The organism is Bradyrhizobium uaiense, assembly GCF_010811875.1.
GTDB classification, from domain to species: domain Bacteria; phylum Pseudomonadota; class Alphaproteobacteria; order Rhizobiales; family Xanthobacteraceae; genus Bradyrhizobium; species Bradyrhizobium uaiense.
Genome location: NZ_VKHP01000023.1, coordinates 12,825 through 36,794, shown reverse-complemented (window position 1 = coordinate 36,794; position 23,970 = coordinate 12,825). Strand labels below are relative to the sequence as shown.

The 23,970-nt window shown below is 65.0% G+C and carries 20 protein-coding genes; 6 read left to right on the top strand and 14 right to left on the bottom strand.

The genetic code is table 11. The features are described 5' to 3' along the window. Positions 1-27: 27 nt before the first annotated feature. Genes fba through FNJ47_RS08715 form a run of 4 tightly spaced genes read right to left on the bottom strand, consistent with a single transcriptional unit; the run spans position 28 to position 5,064 of the window. Positions 28-1,110 (bottom strand): class II fructose-bisphosphate aldolase, encoded by a 1,083-nt coding sequence (gene fba, locus FNJ47_RS08730; protein WP_163152615.1) that lies wholly within the window; start codon positions 1,108-1,110, stop codon positions 28-30. A gap of 15 nt (positions 1,111-1,125) precedes the next feature. Further along, on the bottom strand, positions 1,126-3,150 hold the full coding sequence (gene tkt / locus FNJ47_RS08725) for a transketolase (protein ID WP_163152613.1): 2,025 nt from the start codon (positions 3,148-3,150) through the stop codon (positions 1,126-1,128). Next, the gene (locus tag FNJ47_RS08720; RefSeq protein WP_163152611.1) at positions 3,147-4,022 is read right to left on the bottom strand and encodes a phosphoribulokinase; all 876 of its coding nucleotides are present in this window, start codon (positions 4,020-4,022) and stop codon (positions 3,147-3,149) included. Before FNJ47_RS08720 ends, tkt begins: the two co-directional genes overlap by 4 nt. Before the next feature lie 10 nt (positions 4,023-4,032). Next, complete coding sequence (locus tag FNJ47_RS08715; RefSeq protein WP_175068364.1) at positions 4,033-5,064, bottom strand: class 1 fructose-bisphosphatase; 1,032 nt, start codon at positions 5,062-5,064, stop codon at positions 4,033-4,035. A 154-nt stretch (positions 5,065-5,218) separates the two neighbouring features. On the opposite strand from FNJ47_RS08715, the gene FNJ47_RS08710 reads away from it, so the two are divergent. Further along, a complete protein-coding gene (locus FNJ47_RS08710; protein WP_028345195.1) occupies positions 5,219-6,145 on the top strand; it encodes a LysR family transcriptional regulator in 927 nt (308 codons plus the stop codon). Between the two features lie 141 nt (positions 6,146-6,286). After that, positions 6,287-7,984 (top strand): ATP-binding protein, encoded by a 1,698-nt coding sequence (locus FNJ47_RS08705; RefSeq protein WP_163152607.1) that lies wholly within the window; start codon positions 6,287-6,289, stop codon positions 7,982-7,984. Between the two features lie 3 nt (positions 7,985-7,987). Here FNJ47_RS08705 and FNJ47_RS08700 read toward each other — a convergent pair whose 3' ends face one another. Both FNJ47_RS08700 and FNJ47_RS08695 read right to left on the bottom strand, forming a co-directional pair. Beyond that, positions 7,988-8,410, bottom strand: a complete 423-nt coding sequence (locus FNJ47_RS08700; RefSeq protein WP_163152604.1) for a DUF6841 family protein — start codon at positions 8,408-8,410, stop codon at positions 7,988-7,990. Further along, positions 8,410-9,114, bottom strand: a complete 705-nt coding sequence (locus tag FNJ47_RS08695; RefSeq protein ID WP_163152602.1) for a TetR/AcrR family transcriptional regulator — start codon at positions 9,112-9,114, stop codon at positions 8,410-8,412. The genes FNJ47_RS08700 and FNJ47_RS08695 overlap by 1 nt, the downstream gene beginning before the upstream one ends. A 157-nt stretch (positions 9,115-9,271) precedes the next feature. Here FNJ47_RS08695 and FNJ47_RS08690 point away from each other — a divergent pair, with 157 nt between their 5' ends. After that, positions 9,272-10,459 (top strand): HlyD family secretion protein, encoded by a 1,188-nt coding sequence (locus FNJ47_RS08690; protein ID WP_163152600.1) that lies wholly within the window; start codon positions 9,272-9,274, stop codon positions 10,457-10,459. 8 nt (positions 10,460-10,467) lie between these two features. Further along, positions 10,468-12,069, top strand: coding sequence for an MDR family MFS transporter (locus FNJ47_RS08685; RefSeq protein ID WP_175068363.1), 1,602 nt, complete (start codon positions 10,468-10,470; stop codon positions 12,067-12,069). Positions 12,070-12,106: 37 nt separating this feature from the next. Here FNJ47_RS08685 and FNJ47_RS08680 read toward each other — a convergent pair whose 3' ends face one another. The 3 genes from FNJ47_RS08680 to FNJ47_RS08670 all read right to left on the bottom strand — a co-directional run bounded on the left by FNJ47_RS08680 (position 12,107) and on the right by FNJ47_RS08670 (position 15,219). Continuing rightward, a complete protein-coding gene (locus FNJ47_RS08680) occupies positions 12,107-13,750 on the bottom strand; it encodes a benzoate-CoA ligase family protein (RefSeq protein ID WP_163152598.1) in 1,644 nt (547 codons plus the stop codon). A 155-nt stretch (positions 13,751-13,905) separates the two neighbouring features. Continuing rightward, positions 13,906-14,721 (bottom strand): alpha/beta hydrolase fold domain-containing protein, encoded by an 816-nt coding sequence (locus FNJ47_RS08675; protein ID WP_163152596.1) that lies wholly within the window; start codon positions 14,719-14,721, stop codon positions 13,906-13,908. Positions 14,722-14,724: 3 nt separating this feature from the next. Then, positions 14,725-15,219 carry a MarR family winged helix-turn-helix transcriptional regulator gene (locus FNJ47_RS08670; protein WP_163152594.1) on the bottom strand — a complete coding sequence of 165 codons (495 nt, stop codon included), beginning with the start codon at positions 15,217-15,219 and terminating at the stop codon, positions 14,725-14,727. Between the two features lie 293 nt (positions 15,220-15,512). On the opposite strand from FNJ47_RS08670, the gene FNJ47_RS08665 reads away from it, so the two are divergent. Together FNJ47_RS08665 and FNJ47_RS08660 are read left to right on the top strand one after the other, a co-directional pair. After that, positions 15,513-16,679, top strand: a complete 1,167-nt coding sequence (locus FNJ47_RS08665; RefSeq protein WP_163152592.1) for an ABC transporter substrate-binding protein — start codon at positions 15,513-15,515, stop codon at positions 16,677-16,679. An 80-nt stretch (positions 16,680-16,759) separates the two neighbouring features. Continuing rightward, entirely contained in the window at positions 16,760-17,212 is a 453-nt protein-coding gene (locus FNJ47_RS08660; RefSeq protein ID WP_163152590.1) for a cupin domain-containing protein, read from the top strand. 409 nt (positions 17,213-17,621) lie between these two features. Here the strand turns inward: FNJ47_RS08660 and FNJ47_RS08655 are convergent, their stop codons facing one another. From FNJ47_RS08655 to FNJ47_RS08635, 5 genes are all read right to left on the bottom strand, one after another. Continuing rightward, positions 17,622-18,863: a flavin-dependent oxidoreductase gene (locus FNJ47_RS08655; RefSeq protein ID WP_163152588.1), complete on the bottom strand. Its 1,242-nt coding sequence runs from the start codon at positions 18,861-18,863 to the stop codon at positions 17,622-17,624. Positions 18,864-19,148: 285 nt separating this feature from the next. Beyond that, positions 19,149-19,544 (bottom strand): RidA family protein, encoded by a 396-nt coding sequence (locus FNJ47_RS08650; protein WP_163152586.1) that lies wholly within the window; start codon positions 19,542-19,544, stop codon positions 19,149-19,151. A gap of 1 nt (position 19,545) precedes the next feature. Continuing rightward, positions 19,546-20,385: an enoyl-CoA hydratase family protein gene (locus FNJ47_RS08645; RefSeq protein ID WP_163152584.1), complete on the bottom strand. Its 840-nt coding sequence runs from the start codon at positions 20,383-20,385 to the stop codon at positions 19,546-19,548. 10 nt (positions 20,386-20,395) lie between these two features. After that, on the bottom strand, positions 20,396-21,175 hold the full coding sequence (locus FNJ47_RS08640) for an SDR family NAD(P)-dependent oxidoreductase (protein WP_163152582.1): 780 nt from the start codon (positions 21,173-21,175) through the stop codon (positions 20,396-20,398). Further along, positions 21,172-23,487 (bottom strand): bifunctional salicylyl-CoA 5-hydroxylase/oxidoreductase, encoded by a 2,316-nt coding sequence (locus FNJ47_RS08635; RefSeq protein WP_163152580.1) that lies wholly within the window; start codon positions 23,485-23,487, stop codon positions 21,172-21,174. Before FNJ47_RS08635 ends, FNJ47_RS08640 begins: the two co-directional genes overlap by 4 nt. Positions 23,488-23,970: the final 483 nt, after the last annotated feature.

The following is a 23,970-nucleotide window of genomic DNA, read 5'->3' as shown; positions in this document are numbered from 1 at the left end:
AATCTCCTGTCTTTCGCTGGCCATTGCTCAGGCGGCCTGGGTCATCTTTCCAATCTGCGGGTCGAGCGCGCCGGCGCGGTAGCGACGGGCCATCTCGGGCAGTGCAACCACCTTGATCCGGGCGGCATTACCGGCCGTGCCGAACTGCTCGAAGCGGTCGCGGCAGAGTTCGCGCAGCGCATCCATCGCCGGCTTGAGGAATTTGCGCGGATCGAACTCGCTCTTCGACTGCACGGCGACCTTGCGGAAGGCCGCCGCCATCGCCAGCCGACAATCGGTATCGATATTGACCTTGCGCACGCCATGCTTGATGCCGCGGACGATCTCCTCGACCGGCACACCCCAGGTCTGCGGCATCTCGCCGCCGAACTGGTTGAACATGTCCTGCAGCGGCTGCGGCACCGAGGACGAACCGTGCATCACCAGATGCGTGTTCGGCAGGCGCGTGTGAATCTCCTCGACCACGCGCATCGCCAATATCTCGCCGTCGGGCTTGCGCGTGAACTTGTAGGCGCCATGCGATGTGCCCATCGCGATCGCGAGCGCGTCGACCTTGGTGGCGCGCACGAACTCAACCGCCTGGTCGGGATCGGTGAGAAGCTGATCGTGGCTGATCGTGCCTTCGACCCCGTGACCATCCTCCTGCTCGCCGCCGCCATGCTCGAGCGAGCCGAGCACGCCGAGCTCGCCTTCGACCGACGCGCCGACCCAGTGCGCCATGTCGACCACCCGGCGGGTGATGTCGACATTGTAGTCGTAGTCGGCCGCGGTCTTGGCGTCGGCCTTGAGCGAGCCGTCCATCATGACAGAGGTGAAGCCGTAGCGGATCGCGGTGGCGCAGGTCGCCTCCTCGTTGCCGTGATCGAGATGCAGGCAGAGCGGGATCTGCGGATACATCTCCTCCAGCGCGTCGATCATCTTCGCCAGCATGATGTCGTTGGCGTAGGACCGCGCGCCGCGCGACGCCTGGATGATGACCGGCGCGTCGCAGGATGCCGCCGCCTCCATGATGGCGAGGCCCTGCTCCATGTTGTTGATGTTGAAGGCCGGCACGCCGTAGCCGCGTTCGGCGGCGTGGTCCAGCAATTGCCTCAGGGTGATCCGCGCCATGGTGGCGTCCTCCTCTCAATTCGCTCGTTGAATGAGCTGTTTTGCTGCGGCTGCGACCGCCGCAGGCGTGATGCCGAATTCCCGGTAGAGCACATCGGCCGGTGCCGAGGCGCCGAAGCCGGTCATGCCCACGAACGCACCGGCCTCGCCGAGCCAACGCGCCCAGTCGCCTTCGACTGCGGCTTCCACGCCGACGCGCGGGGCGCTGCCCAGCACCTTCGTGCGATAATCGCGCGGCTGCTGGCGGAACAGGTCGAAGCACGGGGCCGAGACGACCGCGGCCTGTACCCCGTCTTCCGCCAGCAGCTTTGCGGCTTCGAGCGCGATCGCCACCTCCGAACCCGTTGCAATCAGGGTGACGTCACGCGCGAAGGCCGGCTCGACGAGAACGTAGGCGCCGAGCGCAACCTGGTTGTCTTTGATATCGGTGCGGACCGTCGGCAGCGCCTGCCGCGACAGGCAGAGGATCGACGGCGAACTCTCCGCCTTCAGCGCGCAGTCCCAGGCTTCCGCCGTCTCGACCGCATCGGCCGGACGGAACACCAGCACGTTCGGGATTGCGCGCAGAGCCGCCAGATGCTCGACCGGCTGATGCGTCGGCCCGTCCTCGCCCAGCCCGATCGAATCGTGGGTCATGACATGGATGACGCGGATCCCCATCAGCGCCGCGAGACGGATCGCCGGCCGGCTGTAATCGGCGAAGCTCAGGAAGGTGCCGCCATAGGGAATGAGCCCGCCATGCAGCGCGATGCCGTTCATCGCCGCGGCCATGCCGTGCTCGCGGATGCCGTAGTGGATATAGCTGCCGTCGAGCGTTTCCGGCCGCACCGAAACCTGCGACTTCGCCTGCGTCAGGTTGGAGTGCGTCAGATCGGCCGAACCACCCAGCAGATTGGGCAAGGCCTCCGCGATCACGTCGATGACCTGCTGCGAGGCTTGCCGCGTCGCGAGCTTCGGTCGCTCGGTCGCAAAGCGCTCGACGAGCGCCGCCATCGCCTTGGTGTAGGTGCAGGGCAGTTTCCGGTTCAGCGCATCGTGGAACGGCGACCGTTCGCCCTTGTCTGCCTTGCAGGCGACACGCGAACGCTCGATCCAGGCCCGCCGCGCGTCACGGCCACGGCCGCCGAGCTCGCGCCATTCGGCCAGAACCACATCGGGGATCTCGAACGCCGGATACGGCCAGCGCAGCGCGCTGCGGGTCTTCGCCACCTCATCGGCACCGAGCGGCGCGCCATGCACCTTCTCGCTGCCCTGCCGGTTCGGCGCACCGAACCCGATCACCGTGCGGCAGGCAATCAGCGACGGACGATCGCTTGACCGTGCCTGCCTGATCGCCGCGGAGATGGCCTGCGGATCGTGGCCGTCGATGCGGCAGACGTTCCAGCCGCTGGCCGCAAACCGCGCAGCCTGATCGTCCGAACAGGACAGCGAAGTCGCACCGTCGATCGAGATGCGGTTGTCGTCGAACAGAACGATCAAGCGGTTCAGCCGCAAATGGCCGGCGAGCGAGATCGCCTCTTGGCTGAGGCCCTCCATCAGGCAACCATCGCCGGCGATCACATAGGTGTAGTGGTCGACGAGGTCGTCGCCGAAACGGGCGTTCATCAGCCGCTCGGCGAGCGCCATGCCGACCGCGGTCGCGACGCCCTGCCCGAGCGGCCCGGTTGTGGTCTCTACGCCAGGCGTATGGCCATATTCGGGATGCCCCGGGGTCTGCGAGCCCCACTGCCGGAACGCCTTGAGCTGATCGAGCGTCATGCTCTCGTAACCGGTGAGATAAAGCAGCGCATAGAGCAGCATCGAGCCGTGGCCGGCCGACAGGACGAAGCGGTCGCGGTCGGGCCAGGCCGGATCCGCCGGATCAAATTTCAGGAAGTCGGTGAACAGCACGGTGGCGACATCGGCCATGCCCATCGGCATGCCGGGATGGCCGGCTTTCGCCTGCTCCACCGCGTCGATGGCGAGGAAGCGGATGGCGTTGGCCATCTCGTCGTGTGCGACGTCAGGGCGGCTGGTAACGGACGCAAGTGCGGTCGTCATATCGTTCGCCTCTTTCGTTCGATCAGTTGCAGGATCAGCGGGGTCAGGATCAGCTGCATCGCGAGGTCGAGCTTGGCGCCGTGCACCACGATCGAGTTGGCGCGCGACATGAAGCTGTTCGGGATCATCGAGAGCAGATAGGGAAAATCGATGCCGCGCGGGTTCTTCAAGCGGATCACGACCATCGATTCATCCGGCGTCGGGATCCAGCGCGCGATAAATGGATTCGACGTGTCGACCGTCGGCACGCGCTGGAAGTTGATGTCGGTCTCGGTGAATTGCGGGCAGATGTAATTCACATAGTCCGGCATGCGGCGCAGGATGGTGTCGGTCACCGCCTCGGTGGAGTAGCCACGATGGCTGCGATCGCGATGCAGCTTCTGGATCCATTCGAGGTTGATGACCGGCACGACGCCGATCTTGAGGTCGGCGTGCTGCGCGACATTCACCTTGTCGGTGACCACGGCGCCATGCAGGCCCTCGTAGAACAGCAGGTCGGAATTCTCGGGCAGCGCTTCCCAGGCGGTGAAGGTGCCGGGCTTGGCGCCGTAGAGCCGCGATTCCTCCTCGTCGTGCACATAGTGCCGCGTCGTTCCGGTGCCGGTCTCGGCATAGTCGCTGAACAGCTTTTCCAGTTCCTCGAACAGATTGGTCTCGGGGCTGAAATGGCTGAAGTGCTTGTTGCCGCGCTCGGCCTTCTCCGACATCATGCTGCGCATCTCGGCGCGGTCGTAGCGGTGGAAGGCGTCGCCCTCGATGTAGGCCGCAACCACATTCTCGCGGCGGAAGATGTTCTCGAACGTCTTCTTCACCGAGGTGGTGCCGGCGCCGGACGAGCCGGTGATCGAGATGATGGGATGTCGACGAGACATGCGTTCCCCCTCAGCGGAACAGGCCGCGCCGCGCGAACAGCGGGGCATCGCTGCTCTCGAACAACGGCTCGACGGTCAGGTGGATCGCATCGACGTCGCGCACGGCGCGCGCCGATCCCATGATGAGCGGCACCCGCTGATGCGGCGTCCGTGCCGATAGTTCGAGGATGCGCGCCCGGCCACTCGACGCGGCGCCGCCCGCCCATTCCATGATCAGTGCGATCGGATGCGCCTCGTACAGCAGGCGCAACCGGCCTTCGCGGTAACCCTGGCGCGCATCCGCCGGATACAGGAACACACCGCCCCGCATCAGGATTCGGTAGGCTTCCGCCACCAGCGAACCGATCCAGCGCATGTTGTAGTCCTGCCCGAGCTCGCCATTCACCCCGGCGAGGCAGTCGTCGATGTAGTTGCGCACCGGGCCGCTCCAGTGCCGCCGGTTCGAGGCATTGATGGCGAACTCCGACGCGCCCTGTGGCACCCGCAGGTCACGCGCAGTCAGGACGAACTCGCCGGTTCGCGGGTCGAGCGTGAAACAGTCGACGCACTGGTCGAGCGCCAGCACCAGCACGGTCTGCGGACCGTAGATGAAGCAGCCGGCGGCACATTGCGCCGTGCCGGGCTCGAAGAAGGTCGAGATGACGTCGTTGCCCTTCGGCCGGATCGAGAAGATCGTGCCGATCGAGATATTGTTTTCGAGATTGGCGGAGCCATCGAGCGGATCGATCGCGACACAGAGCGGCGCGTCGGGATCGAGCGTCTCGGGCAGCTCGACCTCCTCGGACAGAACCGCAGCGACCGGCGCGGCCCGCAGCGCCTCGCGCATCAGGCGGTCGGCGACGATGTCGATGGTCTTCTGGCGATCACCGTCCGGATTGACGCCGCCGCTCTCGCCGCCGATGCCGGCGAGCGGCCCGGCGGCAATGATGCGCGACAGCTCGATCGCGGCACCGGCAAGCGCTTCAATCACCGTGACGGTCGCGGCACGCAACGGGTTGTGCTGCGTCGGCCACTCCAGATGGGCATGTAATGCAGGACGAATCTCCACCGGCCTCTCCCTATGATCGCGCCCTCTGTCCCGAGGCTTCGAGAGGCGACCTCAGGGGAGTCGCCTTCGCCGTATCAACGCGCGAATTGCCCAATTAGGGAAATTTTATTATCTTTGGTCCGAGCAAAGTATTTCTTATGGAGCTGTCATGGCCGGCAACTTCTCGCGGGATCTCACCATCCGCCAGCTGCGCGCATTGTCGACCTTGCACGAGGCCGGCTCGATCACGTCCGCGGCCAACCGCTTGAACCTGACGCAGCCGGCGGTGACACTGCAGCTTCGCAACCTGCAGGCGCTCGCGGGTTTGCCGCTGATCCAGCGCACCGGCGACGGCATGGCGCTGACGGATGCCGGCGCGCATGTGCTGACGCTGGTCGAGCGGATCGAAGCGGCGTTGAAGGATTGCGAGCAATCGCTCGACATGATCGCGGGTCGCAGCGGCGGCCGCGTCGCGATGGGCGCGGTCTCTACCGCGAAATACTTCGTGCCGTTCGCGATCGCGGCGTTCTCGCGCCGCTTCCCCAAGATCGAAGTCACGCTGCGGATCGGCAACCGCGAGGAGATCCGCGACGCGCTGCGCGGCTACGATCTCGACATCGCCGTGATGGGCCGGCCGCCGGCCGATGTCGAGGTCGAGATGAAGCCGCTCGGCCGGCATCCGCACTTCATCATTGCCGCACCCGATCATCGGCTGGCGCGACGCCGGCACGTCGCCCCGTCGGAGCTCGCCAATGAAACCTTCATCACCCGCGAGCAAGGGTCAGGTACGCGGATGCTGATGCAGCAATATTTCGAGCGGGTCGGGCTGGAGCCGAAGCTCGGCATGGCCATGGACAGCAACGAGACCATCAAGCAGGCGGTCATGGCCGGGCTCGGCATCGCCTTCATCTCCCAGCATACGGTATTCCATGAGCTGGAGGACGGCCGCCTGGTGGTGCTCAAGGTGAAAGGCCTGCCAATCGTCCGGCAGTGGCACGCGATCCGACGCACCGACAAGATCCTGCTGCCGCCCGCGCAGGCGATGCTGGACTTCCTCGGCAAGGAAGGCTGGCGGTATCTGCCGAATTCCCACTAGCCGCAGCGCGCACGATCGAAAAAATCGAGCCGGTACCGTATGTTAACCATTGAAGTTCCGGCAGACGCATGTCACATCTTGAGTGCGGTCGCGGACCGTATCCCTGCGTGGGAGGATGAACTGCAAAATCAGTCCCCGCCGATGCCTGACTTCAAGGCGTTATTCGAGGCGGCGCCCGGCCTGTATCTGGTGCTGACGCAGCCCGACTTCCGTATCGTGGCAGCAAGTGATGCCTATCTGCGTGCTACCAAGACCGAGCGCGCGGCGGTCCTCGGACGCCACCTGTTCGAGATCTTTCCCGACAATCCGGATGATCCGGCGGCAGACGGAGTGCGGAACCTGCGCGCTTCGCTCGAGCGCGTGGTCCAGTTCCGTCGCCCCGACACCATGTCGGTGCAGAAATACGACATCCGCAAGCCCGAGTCGGAGGGCGGCGGATTCGAGGAAAAGTACTGGAGCCCGCGCAATACGCCGGTGTTCGGGCCGACCGGACAGTTCATCTACATCATCCATCGGGTGGAAGACGTCACCAGCTTCATCCAGCTGAAGCAGCGCGGCGCCGAGCAGGCCGAGCTGACCGACCGGCTGCGCGAGCGCACCGAGCAGATGGAAGCCGAAATCTTCATGCGCGCCCGCGAGGTCGAGGCCGCCCGCGAGCAACTGGAAACCGAGCAGAAGCTGCGCCAGGTGCAGAAGATGGAGGCCGTCGGGCACCTCACCGGCGGCATCGCCCATGACTTCAACAACATCCTGACCGTCATCACCGGCCTGATCGACATTCTCGCAGAGGCGGTCGAGCACGACGCCGCGCTGTCGTCGGTGACAAAAATGATCAGCGACGCCGCATTTCGCGGCGCCGAGGTGACCAAGCATCTGCTGGCGTTCTCGCGGCAGCAGCCGCTGCAGCCGCGCGAAGCCGATCTCAACACGCTGGTGCAGGACACCGCGCGGCTGCTGCGCCCGTCGCTCGGCGAGCAGTTCGAGATCGATACCGCGCTCGAGCCCGACGCCTGGCCGGCCTTCATCGACCCCAACCACATGGCGACCGCGCTGCTCAATCTCGCCGTCAATGCCCGCGATGCGATGCCCGACGGCGGCAAGCTGATGCTGGAGACCAGCAACGTCATCCTCGACGAGGTCTATGCCGCCGCGAATCCCGACGTGCGCGCCGGCGAGTATGTGATGGTCGCGGTCAGCGACACCGGGGGCGGAATCCCTGCGGCAATCCGCGACAAGGTGTTTGAGCCGTTCTTCACCACCAAGGACACCGGCAAGGGCACCGGCCTCGGGCTCAGCATGGTTTACGGCTTCATCAAGCAGTCCGACGGGCATCTCAAGATCTATTCCGAAGAGGGCCACGGCACGTCGATCAAGCTCTATCTGCCGCGCAGCATGGGCGACATGGTCGACGTCGAACCGCCCGCCCCGGTCGACACCCGAGGCGGCCATGAATCCATCCTGGTCGTCGAGGACGATCCGCTGGTCCGCAATTACGTCAGCGCCCAGCTCGAGCAGCTCGGCTACCGCACCATGGTCACCGCCAACGGCCCCGAAGCCCTGGCCGCGGTCGAGAAGGGCTTCGTCTGCGACTTGCTGTTCACCGACGTCATCATGTCCGGCGGCATGAATGGCCGGCAGGTCGCCGATGCGGTGATCGCCAAGCTGCCCTCGGTGCGCGTGCTCTTCACCTCGGGCTATACCGAGGACGCGATCATCCATCACGGCCGTCTCGACCCCGACGTGACGCTGTTGCCGAAGCCTTACCGAAAAGCCGATCTGGCGCGCATGATCCGGCAGGTGCTGACGCAGCCTCCCGCAGCAGCGATGGCCGCCAAGTAACGCTTAGGGTCCAAAGCTCGAACGGCTCTGGATCTTCCAGGCGCCGTCGAGCAGGCTCAGCACATAGAGGGAATCGTAGACCCCGATCACCGATCCGTTCTCGCGGTAGCGCGTGTAGCGGACGGCGTAGTGGGCTTTGGCCGGCGAGGACTGCACCAGCCGGGTCTCGTTCCAGGCGCTGTGGTGCCAGCCGTCCTGCTTGCGCAGCCGCTCGAACAGGTCCATCGGATTGTTGCCGGCATGCTGATAGACGGTGACCACGCCGCCGGCGATCCGCACATGCGGGAAGTGCATTAGCCCATCCATGGCCGCGGCGTCATAGCGATTGAGCGCTGCCATCCAGCACATCAGCACATCCTCGCACTTCGCTTGATCGTCGCGTGAGATCTGCGCCTCGACGGAATAGGTCGCGGCCGGCTCCGGCATCAGGCGTCTCCGCTCTGTTTCTTGATCTGGTCGGCCGGCACGGCGCATCCGGAGAGGAACAGCGCCGCACAGGCCTTGGCGCGTGCTTCGATCTCGTTGCGCGTCAGCACCGGCTTGTGCCCGAACATCACGTCGCGCTGTGGCATGAACACGAACATGCCGAGCAGCATGCCTGCGGCCGCCTCGGTATCATCAAGCACGATCCGCCCTCGCCGCTGCTGCACGCCAAGCCAGCTCGCCAGCGCCGCGATGGTCCGCTGCATGGCCTTCTCGTAGAAGGTCTCGGCAATGTCGGGAAATTTGTCGCTCTCCGCCAGGATGATCCGTTGCAGCGCGATCACCTCGGCATCGAGAATGAGCTCGGCGCAAGTTCGTAATGCAGCCTCCAGCGCCGCCGCAACATTGCGACCGTCGCAGGCGCCGAGATTCACGATGGACACGAACCGGTCCACCCTGTCGGTCACCATGCCTTCGAACAGCGCCAGCTTGGTCGGAATCAAACGATAGAGCGTCTTGGTGGAGACGCCGGCCCGGCAGGCCACGTCGGCGATACTTGCCGCCGCGAAGCCGCGCTCGGAGAACTCGCGCCGCGCCGCCTCGTAGATCAGCGCGCGCGTCTCATCGTCGGAACGAAGCTGCGGCCGCCCGCGACCGCGCCGCTCCGGCACGCCTTGCTCAGTCTGGACTTTGTCGTTCCGGTTCATCCGCGAGCCATGCTTTTAGATGATGACTGTCATTCTATTGACAGCCCCAATATGGGCTCTATTTTGGAAAACATCAAGTTTCCTAATTAATCCCGTGCCCGGACACCGAGATTAGCAAGGTTTTCCAACGGGATAGAGCAGATCAGGAGCCCCTGCCATGAGCCAGCATGAGACATCATTCAAGGCCGAAAGCCAGGTTCCGGCCGAGACCGCCAAGCAATTGATCGCCGCCCCGGAGGCCGCCAAGCCAGCCGCCGCCAAGGGCAAGCTTCGCCGCCTGCTGCTGACCGGCGCAGCACTCGCCGCCCTCGCGGGCGGGGCATGGTACGGCTGGGATTACTGGACGGTCGGCCGGTTTCAGGTCTCGACCGACGACGCCTATGTGAAGGCTGATAACACGACCATCGCGCCTAAGGTCTCTGGCTATCTCAGCGCGGTGCTGGTGGGTGACAACGAGCACGTGCGAGCCGGCCAGATGCTGGCGCGGATCGACGATCGCGATTTCAAGGTCGCGCTGGATCAGGCCAAGGCTGACGTCGCCGCTGCCGAAGCCGCGATCACCAGCAAGCGCGCGCAACTCGACGTGCAGCAGTCGGTGATCGAAGCGGCCCGCGCGACGCTCGCCGTCGACACCGCGACGCAGACCTTCGCCGAGCAGGAGAACAAGCGCTACACCGACCTCGCCGGCACCGGCTTCGGCAGCGTGCAGAACGCGCAGCAGGCGCAGTCGCGCTACGCCAGCGCGCAGGCCGCCGTCGCTCGCGATACCGCAAACCTCGCCTCCGCGCTGCGCCAGGTCGAGCTGCTCAAGGCCGACATCGCCCAGGCGATCGCGGCGCAGGCCCGGGCGACCGCGCTCCAGCATCAGGCCGAGCTGAACCTCGGCTACACCACCATCATTGCCCCGATCGACGGCGTGGTCGGTAACCGCACCCTGCGCACCGGTCAGTTCGTCCAGGCCGGCACGCAACTGATGTCGCTGGTGCCCGCTACCGGCGCCTATGTGATCGCGAACTACAAGGAGACGCAGCTCACCAACGTCCGTAAGGGTCAGACGGTCGAGATCGAGGTCGACATGTTCCCCGGTCAGGTCGTGCGCGGCCATGTCGACAGCCTGGCGCCGGCGAGCGGCCAGGAGTTCGCGCTGCTGCCGCCGGATAACGCCACCGGCAACTTCACCAAGGTGGTGCAGCGCATCCCGGTAAAGATCGTGCTCGACGCAACCAATGTCGACCTGCGGCCGGGCATGTCGGTAATCCCCTCCATCGCGACGCTGTCGCGTCCGACTGAGGAAGCTCCGCACGCAAAAGCCACGCCGAAACTCGCTGTCGCCTCATTCAAATAGGTGATGTCATGTCCGACCTCGCGCTCTCCTCCGCCGCCGCGCCCCGCGCCACTGTTGATCCCAATCGCGCCAGTCTGACCGTCTGGATCTCGATCCTGGCGGCCATGATCGGCGCCTTCATGGCGATCCTCAACATCCAGATCACCAACGCCTCGCTGCTCAACATCGAGGGCGGCATCGGAACCGGCGTCGACAATGGTTCGTGGATCTCGACGTCCTACCTGATCGGCGAGATCGTGGTGATCCCGCTCACCGACTACCTCAGCCGGGTGTTCTCGTTCCGCAAGATCATCATCAGCTTCGCCACGCTGTTCGCCGCCTTCTCGGTCGCCTGTGCCTTCACCCACGATCTGCCGTCGATGATCGCGATGCGCGGCCTGCAGGGCTTCTTCGGCGGCGTCCTGATCCCGATGGCCTTCACGCTCGTTTTCACCAAGCTGCCGAAGCCGCAGCAGCCGATCGGGCTGGCGATGTTCGCGCTCGCGGTGACCTTTGCGCCGGCGATCGGCCCGACCATCGGCGGCTACCTGACCGAAAATTACGGCTGGCAGACCATCTTCTTCGTCAACGTGATCCCGACCGCTGTCATGGTCGCGACCCTCTCTTTCACGCTGGAGCGCCAGCCGATGCAGCTGCATCTGCTCCGCGAAGGCGACTGGCTCGGTATCATCACGATGGCGATCGGTCTGTCGTCGCTGCAGGCGGTGCTGGAGGAAGGCAACAAGGACGACTGGTTCGGCTCGCCCTTCATCGTCAAGCTCGCGGTGATCGCCGCGGTCAGCCTGACCCTGTTCATCTGGATCGAGCTGGTCGTCGAGAAGCCGCTGCTCCGGCTGCGGCTGCTGACGCAGCGCAGCTTCGGCTTCGGCACCATCTCGGCGGTGTTCGTCGGCTTCGCGCTGTTCGGCTCGGTCTATTTGCTGCCCGCCTATCTCGGCCAGGTGCAGCGCTACAATGCCGAGCAGATCGGCCAGGTGCTGGCCTGGACCGGCCTGCCGCAGCTGATCCTGATCCCGCTGGTGCCGAAGCTGATGCAGCGCTTCGATGCCCGCCTGATCGCGTTCACCGGCATGGTGCTGTTCGCGGTCTCCTCCTTCATGAACATCCAGATGTCGCTCGACTATTCAGGCGACCAATTCTTCTATCCGAACATCGTTCGCGCTGTCGGCCAGGCGATTACGCTGGCGCCGCTGTCCGCCATCAGCCTCGGCAGCGTCGCGCCGCAGGATGCGCCGGCGGCCTCCGGCATCTCCAACATGATGCGCAACCTCGGCGGCGCGATCGGCACCGCGCTGCTCTCGACCATCGTCACCAAGCGCGAGCAGTTCCACTCCAACATCATCGGCCAGTCGGTTCATCTCGGCCGCGACGAGGTACGGACCCGGATCGCCGAGGTCACCAACTACTTCCTCAGCCACGGCATCTCGGACCCTGCCACCGCACACAACCAGGCGATCGTGGCGATCGGCAACATCGTGAAGCGTCAGGCGCTGGTGCTTGGCTTCAGTGACGCCTTCGCCGTGATCGGCGTCGTGCTGGTGCTCGCTGCGATCGCGATCGTTCTGACCGGCAAGCCGAAGAGCGCGGCCGGCGGCGCCGGCGCGCATTGAACTCGAGGGCGGCAGCCACGGCTGTCGCCCTGCCCCCTCAGCTCGCCTCGCGCAGCTTGAAGCGCTGGATCTTTCCGGTCTGGGTCTTCGGCAACGCCTCGACGAAAGCGATTGCGCGGGGATATTTGTACGGCGCGATCGTCGCCTTGACGTGATCCTGCAACAACTTGACCTCGGCATCGTCGCTGCGCGCACCCTGCTTCAGCACGACGAAGGCGGACACGATTTGCCCGCGCTCCTCGTCCGGTGCGCCGATCACGGCGCATTCCGCGACATCGGGATGCCCCAGCAGCGCGGCCTCCACCTCGGGGCCGGCGATATTGTAGCCCGCCGAGATGATCATGTCGTCGGCGCGTGCCACGAACGACAGCCGGCCGTTCTCGTCGCTGACGAAGGCATCGCCGGTGATGTTCCAGCCGTCGCGGACATATTTGGTCTGCCTGGAGTCCGCGAGATAACGGCAGCCTGTCGGGCCACGAACCGCCAACTTGCCGACCTGCCCCGGCGGCAGCTCGTTCATGTCCTCGTCGACGATCCGGGCTTGGTAGCCCGAGACGGGCGTGCCGGTGGTGCCGCCGACGGCGCTGCCGGTGCGGTTGGTGATGAAGATGTGCAGCAGCTCGGTGCTGCCGATGCCGTCGAGGATCGGCTTGCCGGTCTTTTTGGTCCAGCTCTCGAACACCGGCGCCGGCAGCGTCTCGCCGGCCGAGACCGCCAGCCGCAGCGACGACAGATCGGCGCCCTTGTCCATCGCGGCCATCATCGCCCGATAGGCGGTCGGCGCGGTGAAGCAGATCGTCGCCTTGTAGGTCTCGATGATCCGGATCATCTCGCTCGGCGCAGCGTTCTCCAGCAGCGTCGCGGTGGCGCCGAAGCGCAGCGGGAAGATCGCGAGACCGCCGAGGCCGAACGTAAAGGCGAGCGGCGGCGAGCCGACGAAGACGTCGTCCGGCGTGACCTTGAGCACTTCCCTCGCATAGCCGTCCGCGACGATCAGGAGATCGCGGTGGAAGTGCATCGTCGCCTTGGGCTCGCCCGTGGTGCCCGACGTGAAGCCGAGCAGCGCGACGTCGTCGCGGCCGGTCTTCACCGCATCGAACTTGACCGGCTTGTTCAGCGCGATCCGATCGAGCTCGGCATCGTGGTTTTGCGTGCCGTCGAAATTGACCACCTGCTTGAGGAATTTGCTGGTCTTGGCGCAGGCCACCAATTCGTCCGCGATGCGGCTGTCGGTCAGGGCCAGCGCAATCTCGGCCTTGTCGACGATCTTGGCCAATTCGCCGGCGCGCAACATCGGCATGGTGTTGACGACGACGGCGCCGGCCTTGGTCGCCGCGAGCCACGCCGCCACCAGCGCCGGGTTGTTGCCCGAACGGATCAGGACGCGATTGCCGGGCTTGACGCCGTAATTCTCCACCAGCGCATGCGCCAGGCGGTTCGACCAGTCGGTCAATTCCTTGTAGGTGCGCTGGCGGCCGTTGCCGATCAGCGCGATGCGATCGCCCATCCCTTGCTCGACGATGCGGTCGGTGAGTTCGACCGCAGCGTTGAGATAATCGGGGTATTTGAATTCCGGTCGGTCGAGCAGCAGCTGCGGCCATTGCTCTGATGGCGGCAGGTTGCGCCGCGCGAAATCGTCGACATGCCCGGATGGGCCGAGCCCGGGAAATTCACCTGACATTCGATTGCCCCTCGCTTTCTATCCAGAAAGGCCAAGACCAAATATCGAGAAGACCAACGTCGTATCGAGGACGCCCGGCAGCGTTCCGATCGCCAATCATTTTATACTTAAAATAATTTGGCGCAAGGGTGCAGAATGGACGCGCCCCTGGAATCTTAGATTTGTGTGAGCTGCCTCAACCGCGCCACCATGTCCGACGCCGGGTCGGCGAGCGGCGCGATCGCGGTGAAATGATTGGCATCGGGCACGGTGCCGAACTGCGTCGCCACGCCGGCCTCGCCCCAGACATCGACGATAGTACGGCTCTGGCGATGATATTCGGCGCTCTCGGTGCCACCGACGACGGCGTCGAGTGTCGCGCCGGCGGGGGCTTTCCAGAGCAGTGGGCTCGCCGCCCTTGGAGCGTCGCGGTCAAGGCCAAGCGCCTTGTTGATGGTGGTGCCGACCAGCGGCTCGAGCTCGAACAGGCCGGAGATCGCGTAAGCAGCCCTGACCAGATTGTTCGGCAACGACGCGTCGAAGGCCGGCCAATCGGTCGCGAGCATGCATGCGGCAAGATGTCCGCCGGCGGAATGTCCCGATACGACCAGCGGCCGGCCGAGTTTCGCAAGTTCACGGCACGCCGCGCGCATCTCGCCGATGATGTCGTCGACCGAGACGGCGGGGCAGAGGTCGTAGCTCGGCACCGCGACGCCGATGCCGTGGCCATTGAGACCGCGCGCGCAGTGGCTCGAGGACGAGCCGTCGAGCGCCTGCCAGTAGCCGCCGTGGATGAAGACGACGAGCGGCCCGCCACGGTCGCCCTCAAAGAGGTCGATGACGTTTCGGGCACCCGGACCATAGGTCAGCCGTCGCGGCGGGTGCTGCTCGCGATAGGCCGCGGCGTCCCTCGCCCAGCCCGCCATCAACGCCGGGTTTTCCGGCACCCGTGCCCGGTTGTTGTATTCGACCTCGTAATCGATCCCGGTCACGGCTTAAGCTGACCTCGCCTTCGCGGAGCGCTGCGCCGAGCCCTTGGCCTTGGCGAGCAGCCGCATCAATTCGCGGATATCCTTCGGCGAGAGGTCGCCGAAGACATCGGCGATCCATTTCTCGTGCTCGGTAGCCATCTTGCGGAATTCAGCGCGGCCGAGCTTGGTCAGCCGGATGAACTGCACGCGGCGATCGGTCTCCGAGGTGCGGCGGTCGAGATGGCCTGATTCAACCAGGCGCTCGACCAGCCCCGTGACGTTGCCGTTGGACACCATCATCCGCTTCGACAGGTCCGACAGCGTCATGCCGTCGGACACCTTGTCGAGCTGGGCCATCAGGTCGAAGCGCGGCAGCGTGACGTCGAATTTCTCGCGCAACCGGCTGCGGACCTCGCCTTCGATCAGCGTGGTGCAGGTCAAGAGGCGCAGCCACAGCCTGAGCTCGGTGCCGTGATCGTCAGGCAGTTCGACGGCTTTGGTTTCAGAATCGAGGTTCATGCGGCGATCGTGCCTCCGCGGCGGGTTCCTGTCGGACCGGTTACTTTGAGCTTCAAGCAATTCGCTGCGCGCCGCAAGGACAATTGCGAATCCTGGCTGGTGCGCCGGCCCGATCCTGCAATTTCTTTAAACTTCAAGCAATTGGCGCGGCGCTTGCATGTGCAGCACTTGCATGCTGCGCGACGATCGCCCTGACGCATTGCCACATCGCTTGCAGCGGTCGCGCGCGTCAGATTAAGCTGAGGCAAAACAGGCTGAGACCAGGTCATCAAGGCAATGGTTGGGGGAGTGAGATGAAGCAATCGACGAAGCTCGTGGGATTGGCGGCGCTGCTGGGTATCGCAATCACGCCGGCGGCAGCGCAGGACAAGATCAAGATCGGCGTGCTGGTCACGACCTCCGGTCCGGCCGCGGCGCTAGGCCAGCAGGTCCGCGACGGCTTTGCGCTCGCGATCAAGGACCTCGGCGGCAAGATGGCCGGCCGCGATGTCGAGATCGTCAACGCCGACGACGAGCTGAAGCCCGACGCTGCCGTGGTCAAGGTGCGCGGCCTGCTCGAGCGCGACAAGGTCGATTTCGTGGTCGGCCCGATCTTCTCCAACATCCTGCTGGCGATCCATCGCCCGGTCACCGACAGCAAGACCTTCCTGATCAGCCCGAATGCCGGCCCCTCCAGCTATGCCGGCAAGGAGTGCAACCCGTTCTTCTACGTGACCTCGTACCAGAACGACCAGGTGCACGAGATCCTCGGCAAGGTGGCGCAGGACCGCGGCTACAAGCGCGTCTACCTCTTGGTGCCGAACTACCAGGCCGGCCGCGACTCCGTCGCCGGCTTCAAGCTCGACTACAAGGGCGAGATAACAGAGGAATCCTACACGCCGCTGAACACGCTGGATTTCCAGCCCGAGCTCTCCAAGATCGCTGCGCAGAAGCCGGACGCGCTGTTCACCTTCATGCCCGGCGGCATGGGCGTGAACCTCGTCAAGCAGTACAAGCAGGCCGGCGCCACCGTGCCTGTGCTCTCCGCCTTCACCGTCGACGAATCCACTTTGCCCGCGCAGCAGGACGCCGCGGTCGGCATGTTCGGCGGCGCCAACTGGGCGCCGAACCTTGATAATCCCCAAAGCAAGAAGTTCGTTGCGGCCTATGAGGCCGCCTATAACGGTGTGCCCGGCACCTATGCCATGCAGGCCTATGACGCAGCGCTGCTGATCGACAGCGCGGTGAAAGCCGTGAAGGGCGATCTCTCCAACAAGGACGCGGTCGCGGCCGCGCTGAAGAAGGCCGACTTCACCTCGCTGCGCGGTAACTTCAAGTTCAACAACAACGGCTATCCGATCCAGGATTTCTACCTCACCAAGGTCGCGAAGCGGCCGGACGGCAAATTCCAGACCGAGATCGTCGAAAAGGTGTTTTCGAATTACGGCGATCGCTACGCCAAGGACTGCGCCGCCAAGTAAGTCACAAAGCGTCTTCAGGCGAAGAGGACACCTGTTCGCGTGAAGAAACCGCGTCAAACAAAAGAGAGGGAAATATGACGATGAAAGACGAGATCGCCGGCATCACCCGCGCCAATGAGGGCATGCAGGGCATTTCCTGGAGCATCCTTGGCCAAACCTACGTGCCGAAGAGCCGCACCGAGCATTCCTTCTCCTGGCACGCCACCTTCCCGCCAGGCACCTTCGTTCCGCCGCACATCCACCCCGACCAGGACGAGTATCTCTACATCCTCGAGGGCAAGCTCGACTTCATGCTGAACGGCGCCGATGAATCAGCCACGCCAGGCGATCTGGTGCGGCTGCCGGCGGGCAAGCCGCACGGCATCTTCAACAAGTCGCAGCAGACGGCCAAGACGCTGTTCTGGGTGTCACCGACGCGCAGGCTCTACGACCTGTTCTGGGCGATCCACAACATGAAGGAGCAGAACCCGGAAGACGTGGTGCGGCTCGCCGCTGAGCACAACATCCACTTCCTGCCGCCGCCTCCGGCGTAACGGAGGCGCCGTTTGTAACTCGTCATCCCCGCGCAAAGGCTTCGCCTTTGTCGCTGGAGGAGCCGCGAAGCGGCGTCTCGAAGGATGCAGGGCCGCCAGCCGGGCCGTGCACCCTTCGAGACTCGCTCCGCTCGCACCTCAGGATGACGCGTGAGAAATTGTAGCGTCCTCCCCACACCGTCGTCCTGGCGAAAGCCAGGACCCATAACCACCGAGTGTCGATTGAGAGTGCGATAGGGGCCCCAGCGTCGCACAACAGCAGGCAGCTGGGGTAATGGGTCCTGGCTTTCGCCAGGACGACACTGAATGCATTCACACTCTCTCAGGGTGACGGATCGGATGTTACCTCCTCACCACGAAGGACAACAGTCTCGGCTCCTACGCGCGCTGTCCTCCCCGAGCCTCCCCGTTACTGCCGCGCCACCACGCGCGCGGCGAAGCCGGCCTTGGCGGCATAGCCGCGGACGATCGCTTCGCGCGCTTCGTAGTTGAGAATGGTATCGACGTCGGTGAAGCCCTGCGGCGCAAGCTGCTCGACGGCGTCGATCACACCCTCCGGCCCGCCGCGGCGGTTGGAGGCGACGATGTCGGCGGTCATCGGCAACCGCTGCCGCTCATAGGCCGCCAGCGCCTGGCGCGGATGCTCCGATCGCGCCAGCATATCGGCGAGGCAGCGCGCATCGAGGACGGCCTGCGACGCGCCGTTAGAGCCGACCGGATACATCGGATGCGCGGCGTCGCCGAGCAGCGTGACCCGGCCGCTCGACCAGTATGGCAGCGGATCGCGGTCGCAGCACGGATACTCCCAGAACTCCGGCGTCGCGTTGATCAGGCCGGTGAAATCGACCTGCGGGATCGTGAAGCTCGTGACATAGGGCATCATCTCGTCGCGCCGGCCGAGATTGGACCAGCCCTCGCGGCGCGGCGGCGGCGAGGAGCCGTCGCCGATCCGCACCAGCACCGCCCAATTCGTGAGACGGCTCGCCGGGCTCGAGCCCGGCGCGATCGGATAGATCACGGCCTTGGCATTGAGCCCGCCGGCGATGATCATCGAGCGTCCGGTCAGGAATGCCGGCCAGTCGGTGGCGCCGCGCCACAGCATCAGCCCGTTCCAGCACGGACCACCCTCGTCCGGAAACAGCGTCTGCCGCACCTTGGAGTGGATGCCGTCGGCGCCGATCAGGATGTCGCCGCGCGCGGTGTGCACATGGGCCCCGCTGCGGTCGAAGAAATAGGCCGAGACGCCGCCCTCATCCTGCTTGAAGGAGCCGAGCCGGCAGCCGGTGCGGATCGCATCCGCGCCGAGCCGGTCGATCACCGCCTGATGGATCACGCTTTGCAGGCGGCCGCGATGGATCGAAAACTGCGGCACGTCGTAGCCGGCATCGAGCCCGCGCTTCTCATGCCAGACCTGCTGGCCATGCCGCGTCAGGTAGAACAGCTCATAGGTGCGGATCGCGACCTCGTCGAGCTTGTCGAGCAGACCGAGCCCCGCCAGCTCGCGGATCGCATGCGGCAATGTGTTGATGCCGACGCCGAGCTCGCGGATCGTCTCCGACTGCTCGTACAGCTCGCAAGCGATGCCGCGCGAGCGCAGCATCAATGCGGTGGTGAGGCCTCCGATTCCGCCTCCGACGATAATCGCCTTCATCGTCCCTTACTCCACTCACAACAGGACGTTTTTACGCTTTGGCCTAGGGTCGCATGGCCCGTTGCCCGGCCGCAAGCGGGTTTGTCGCCCCCGCTCTCGTCCAATCCACGCCGTTTTGCCTTAGGCTTAACATTGCTTCAGCGCATTCCCTTCTATGTCCGTCACCCTGAGGTGCGAGCGGAGCGAGCCTCGAAGGGTCGACGGCCACCAGCCGGGCCGTGCATCCTTCGAGACGCGCTACGCGCTCCTCAGGATGACGGGTTTGGCAATCGCCCCCCAGAACAGTTAATCCGGCACCACCGCGAACGCCTGGATTTCCACCTTGGCGCGATCCTCGATCAGGCCGGCAACCTGGATTGCGGTCATCGCCGGAAAGCGCCGGCCGATCACGTCGCGATAGACCGTACCGATCTCCTTCAGCCGTGCGGAGTATTCCTTGCGGTCGAGCAGGTACCAGGTCATCGAGACGATGTGCTCGGGCCCGGCCCCGCCGGCGGCGGCGACCGCGACGATGTTGCGCAGGGTCTGGCCGATCTGCGCCACGAGATCGTCGGTCTCGAACACGCATTGCCCGTTCCAGCCGATCTGGCCGGCGATGAATATCTGTTTGCCGCGCGCGGCCATGCCATTGGCGTAGCCGATCGGCTTGGCCCACCCTTCCGGTTGCAGGATCTCGATCATCTCAATTGCCCTCGAAAGCGGGTTTCTGCTTGGCGGCGAAGGCCTCGAAGGCGCGGCGGAAATCGCCGGTCACCATGCAGATCGCCTGCGCCTGCGCTTCGGACTCGATCATCTCGTCGACGCCCATCGCCCATTCCTGGTTGAACATCGTCTTGGTCACGCCATGCGCGAACCACGGTCCGTCCGCGAGCGAGCGCGCCAATTCATGCGCGGCGGCAGCAAGCTCCGCCGGCGGCACCAGGCGGTTGTGGAAGCCCCAGGCAAAACCTTCGTCGGCGGTCATCGCGCGGCCGGTGTAGAGCAGGTCGGCGGCATGGCCCTGCCCGATCACGCGCGGCAGCAATCCGCACGCACCCATGTCGGCGCCGGCAAGGCCGACGCGGGTGAACAGGAAAGCGGTCTTGGCCTGCGGCGTCGCCAGCCGCAGGTCGGACGCCAGCGCCAGCATCGCGCCGGCCCCGGCGCAGATACCGTCGATCGCGGCGACGATGATCTGCGGGCATTTGCGCATCGCGCGCACCACCTCGCCGGTCATCCTGGTGAAGGCGAGCAGGTCCGGCATCGCCATCCGCGTCAACGGCTCGATGATCTCGAACACGTCACCGCCGGAGCAGAAATTGCCCTCGGCGCCGGTCAGCACGATGGCGCGGACGTCGGAGGCATATTTGAGGTTGGTGAAGAGGTCGCGCAGCTCCTCGTAGGACTCGAAGGTCAGTGGATTCTTCTTGTCCGGCCGGTTCAGCGTGATCGTGGCGACGCGGCCGCTCGCATCCGTCGACCAGCGGAAGTGCTTTGCGGGATAATCCTTGAACGGCCGGAGCTTTGCTTTCATCTCGGACATGATTTTTCCTTCACCCGGTAAAGACTTCGCCGCCGGCAACCGCGACGGCTTGTCCGTTGATTGACGATGCGCCCTCGGAGGCGAGCCAGAGGATGGTGTCGGCGACCTCCTCCGGCGTCACCAGCCGTTGCATCGGATTGACTTTTGCGAGCGCGGCGCGCGCTTCCTCCTCGCTGCGGCCGGTCTTGGCGACGATGTTGGCCGCGGCATCCGCCACCAGCGGCGTATCGGTGTAGCCGGGACAGACTGCATTCACGGTGACGCCGCGCCGCGCATATTCCAGCGCCAGCGAGCGCGTGAGACCGATGACGCCGTGCTTGGCGGCGACATAGGCCGAGACATAGGCATAGCCGGTGAGGCCCGCGGTCGAGGCCACGTTGATCACGCGGCCGCGGCCGCGCCGCGCCATCCCGGGCAACACGGCCTGCGTCACCAGGAACACGCTGGAGAGATTGCTCGCCAGCATGTCGGTCCACAGCGCCGCGTTCGTCTTGTCGAACGGCGCGCTGCCGGCCTTGCCGGCGTTGTTGACGAGAATATCGATCGGACCGGCCTCGGCTTCGATCTGCGCGACACCCTTGGTCACCGCAGCCTCATCGGTCACGTCGATCGAAACAACTGCGCCGGTATGCTTGTCGAGCGATGCCGCAGTCGCCTTCAGCGCATCGATGCGGCGCCCGGCAACGCTGACGCGCACGCCGCCCTTCGCCAGCGCTATCGCCGTCGCGGCGCCGATGCCGGAACCGGCACCGGTCACCAGCGCATGTGCATTAGGCCAGAAGCGTGTCATGCCTTCCCTCCCGCGGTGGCGCGTTCGAGATTGGCCTCGTATTGCGACTTGCCCGACACATACTGCTTCGGCCACGCGATCTGCTTGACGCCGATCTTGGCGGCTTCGTGCAGCGTCCAGGCCGGATCGGCGAGATGCGGCCGCGCGATGGCGCAGAGATCGGCACGTCCGGCAGCGATGATCGAGTTGGCATGATCCGCCTCCGAGATCGCGCCGACCGCGATGGTGGCGATGCCGACCTCGTTGCGGATCTTGTCGGCGAACGGCGTCTGGTAGAGCCGGCCGTAGATCGGATGGTCGTCTGCCCAGACCTGCCCCGAGGAACAGTCGATCAGATCGGCGCCGGCCGCCTTGAACAGTTTTGCAAAGGCCAGCGCGTCCTCGGGCGTGTTGCCGCCCTCGGCCCAGTCGTGACAGGACAGGCGGACCGACATCGGCTTGGCCTCCGGCCACACCGCGCGTACGGCGCGGAACACCTCCAGCGGATAACGCGCGCGGTTCTCGATCGATCCGCCGTACTCGTCGGTGCGGCGGTTGGTCAGCGGCGACAGGAAGCTCGACAGCAGATAGCCGTGGGCGCAGTGCAGCTCCAGAATATCGAAGCCCGCGGCAGCAGCGCGCTTGGCGGCGGCAACGAACTGGTCGCGCACCTCGTCCATCTCGGCGCGGCTCATCGGCTCCGGGACCTGGCCGTCGGGCAGATAGGGCACCGACGAGGCCGACACCAGCGGCCAGTTATGGTCCGGTAGCGGCTCGTCCATGCCCTCCCAGGCGACGCGGGTCGAGCCCTTGCGGCCGGCATGGCCGAGCTGGATGCCGATCTTCGCCTGCGAATTGCGATGCACGAAGTCGACGATGCGCTTGTAGGCCGCCGCCTGCGCATCATTCCACAGCCCGCAGCAGCCGGGCGTGATCCGCGCCTCCGGCGAGACGCAGGTCATCTCGGTGAACAAAAGGCCGGCGCCGCCGAGCGCGCGGGAGCCGAAATGCACCAGATGGAAATCGTTTGGCACGCCCTCCTCCGCCGAATACATCGCCATCGGCGAGACGATGATCCGGTTGTGCAGCGACAGGCCGCGGATGTGGAACGGCGTCAGCATCGGCGGCGTGACGCGGTCGTTGGTGGCGGGCACACCGTTGCGCTCGGCGAACCATCGCTCATAGCCCTCGAGCCATGTCTTGTCGCGCAGCCTTAAGTTCTCGTGGCTGATGCGCTGCGAGCGGGTCAGCAGCGAATACATGAACTGCTCCGGCTCCAGCGTGTCGGCATAGCGCGAGCCGACCACCTCGAACCATTCCATCGCATTGCGCGCGGCGTTCTGAATCCGCGCCACGTCGACCCGGCGCAGCTCCTCGTAGGCCTTCAGCACCGCGGGAATGCTGTCCTTGGTCGCGCCGTGGATCTTGAACTGGTTTGTCAGCTCGATCGCGTCTTCCAGCGCCAGCTTGGTGCCCGAGCCGATCGCGAAATGCGCGGTGTGGGCGGCATCGCCCATCAGCACGACATGGCTGTTGCCGTTGAACGCGGTCCACTTGCCGCAGATCAGCCCGGGGAATGACAGCCAGGCCGAACCGCGCAGATGCCGCGCGTTGGAGACCAGATGATGCCCCTCGAGGATTTCCGCGAACACATTCTCGCAGAACGCGATGGAATCGCCCTGCTCCATTTTGTCGAGGCCGTGGGCGAGATACGCCTCCTCGGTGGTCTCGACGATGAAGGTCGCCGCGCCCTCCTCGAACTTGTAGATATGCGCCTGGAACCAGCCGTGCTCGGTCTTGCGGAAGTCGAAGGTGAAGGCGTCGAACGGACGGTTGGTGCCGAGCCAGATGTAGCGGTTCGGCCGCATCAGCATGTCGGGCTCGAAGGCCTCGGTGTATTTGGCGCGGATCTTCGAGTTGACGCCGTCACACGCCACGATCAGATCGGCATCGGGAAACTCGAGGTCCGAATTGACCTCGCGCTCGAAGATCAACTCGACGCCGAGCTCCTCGGCCCGCGCCTGCAGGATGTTGAGCAGCCGCTTGCGGCCGATGCCGACGAAGCCGTGGCCGGTGGTCCGCATCCGCCGGCCCTTGATCAGGACCTCGATGTCATCCCAATGATTGAACGCCTGCTCGATCGTGTCTGATGTGACGGGGTCCCATCTGCGCATGTTGTCCATGGTCGCATCCGAGAACACCACGCCGAAGCCGAAGGTGTCGTAGGGCCGGTTGCGCTCGACCACGGAAATCACGTGCGTGGGATCCAGCATCTTCATCAGGATGCCGAAATAAAGCCCGGCCGGCCCGCCTCCAATGCAAACGATACGCATGGCGTTCTCCCGTTGGCTTCGACGACCGGGCAGGTTCCTCCCGTTAGCCGATGCGCCATATTATTTTATACTTAAAATAATTGTCAAGGCCTGACCTCTACGCGCAATCGCGGCCGCCCCCGTCATCCTCAGGAGCCGCGAAGCGGCGTCTCGAAGGATCGACGGCCACCAGCGGGGCCGTACATGCTTCGAGGCTCGCTCCGCTCGCACCTCAGCATGACGGGATAGCGGCGGGTATAAAGAGCATTTCCCACCCGTCATTCCGGGGCGGCCCGAAGGGCCGAGCCCGGAATCCATCAAGCCGCGTTGCGTGCGGCCGAATGGATTCCGGGCTCTCGCTTCGCGGGCCTTCAGGTGCGCAGTTGCGCACCGGGGAATGACGATGGAGAGAGGTCGGGCCGCGCTTCGGCCCTCAGCAGTGCTGTAGGGCGGATTAGCCAAAGGCGTAATCCGCCGCTTGTGGCGACATGGCAAGATGGCGGA

Excerpts from the sequence above, each read along its gene's own strand:
- fba (WP_163152615.1), bottom strand. The coding sequence starts at position 1,110 with ATGGCGCGGATCACCCTGAGGCAATTGCTGGACCACGCCGCCGAACGC.
- tkt (WP_163152613.1), bottom strand. The coding sequence starts at position 3,150 with ATGACGACCGCACTTGCGTCCGTTACCAGCCGCCCTGACGTCGCACAC.
- FNJ47_RS08720 (WP_163152611.1), bottom strand. The coding sequence starts at position 4,022 with ATGTCTCGTCGACATCCCATCATCTCGATCACCGGCTCGTCCGGCGCC.
- FNJ47_RS08710 (WP_028345195.1), top strand. The coding sequence starts at position 5,219 with ATGGCCGGCAACTTCTCGCGGGATCTCACCATCCGCCAGCTGCGCGCA.
- FNJ47_RS08705 (WP_163152607.1), top strand. The coding sequence starts at position 6,287 with ATGCCTGACTTCAAGGCGTTATTCGAGGCGGCGCCCGGCCTGTATCTG.
- FNJ47_RS08700 (WP_163152604.1), bottom strand. The coding sequence starts at position 8,410 with ATGCCGGAGCCGGCCGCGACCTATTCCGTCGAGGCGCAGATCTCACGC.
- FNJ47_RS08695 (WP_163152602.1), bottom strand. The coding sequence starts at position 9,114 with ATGAACCGGAACGACAAAGTCCAGACTGAGCAAGGCGTGCCGGAGCGG.
- FNJ47_RS08690 (WP_163152600.1), top strand. The coding sequence starts at position 9,272 with ATGAGCCAGCATGAGACATCATTCAAGGCCGAAAGCCAGGTTCCGGCC.
- FNJ47_RS08685 (WP_175068363.1), top strand. The coding sequence starts at position 10,468 with ATGTCCGACCTCGCGCTCTCCTCCGCCGCCGCGCCCCGCGCCACTGTT.
- FNJ47_RS08680 (WP_163152598.1), bottom strand. The coding sequence starts at position 13,750 with ATGTCAGGTGAATTTCCCGGGCTCGGCCCATCCGGGCATGTCGACGAT.
- FNJ47_RS08670 (WP_163152594.1), bottom strand. The coding sequence starts at position 15,219 with ATGAACCTCGATTCTGAAACCAAAGCCGTCGAACTGCCTGACGATCAC.
- FNJ47_RS08665 (WP_163152592.1), top strand. The coding sequence starts at position 15,513 with ATGAAGCAATCGACGAAGCTCGTGGGATTGGCGGCGCTGCTGGGTATC.
- FNJ47_RS08660 (WP_163152590.1), top strand. The coding sequence starts at position 16,760 with ATGAAAGACGAGATCGCCGGCATCACCCGCGCCAATGAGGGCATGCAG.
- FNJ47_RS08655 (WP_163152588.1), bottom strand. The coding sequence starts at position 18,863 with ATGAAGGCGATTATCGTCGGAGGCGGAATCGGAGGCCTCACCACCGCA.
- FNJ47_RS08650 (WP_163152586.1), bottom strand. The coding sequence starts at position 19,544 with ATGATCGAGATCCTGCAACCGGAAGGGTGGGCCAAGCCGATCGGCTAC.
- FNJ47_RS08645 (WP_163152584.1), bottom strand. The coding sequence starts at position 20,385 with ATGTCCGAGATGAAAGCAAAGCTCCGGCCGTTCAAGGATTATCCCGCA.
- FNJ47_RS08640 (WP_163152582.1), bottom strand. The coding sequence starts at position 21,175 with ATGACACGCTTCTGGCCTAATGCACATGCGCTGGTGACCGGTGCCGGT.
- FNJ47_RS08635 (WP_163152580.1), bottom strand. The coding sequence starts at position 23,487 with ATGCGTATCGTTTGCATTGGAGGCGGGCCGGCCGGGCTTTATTTCGGC.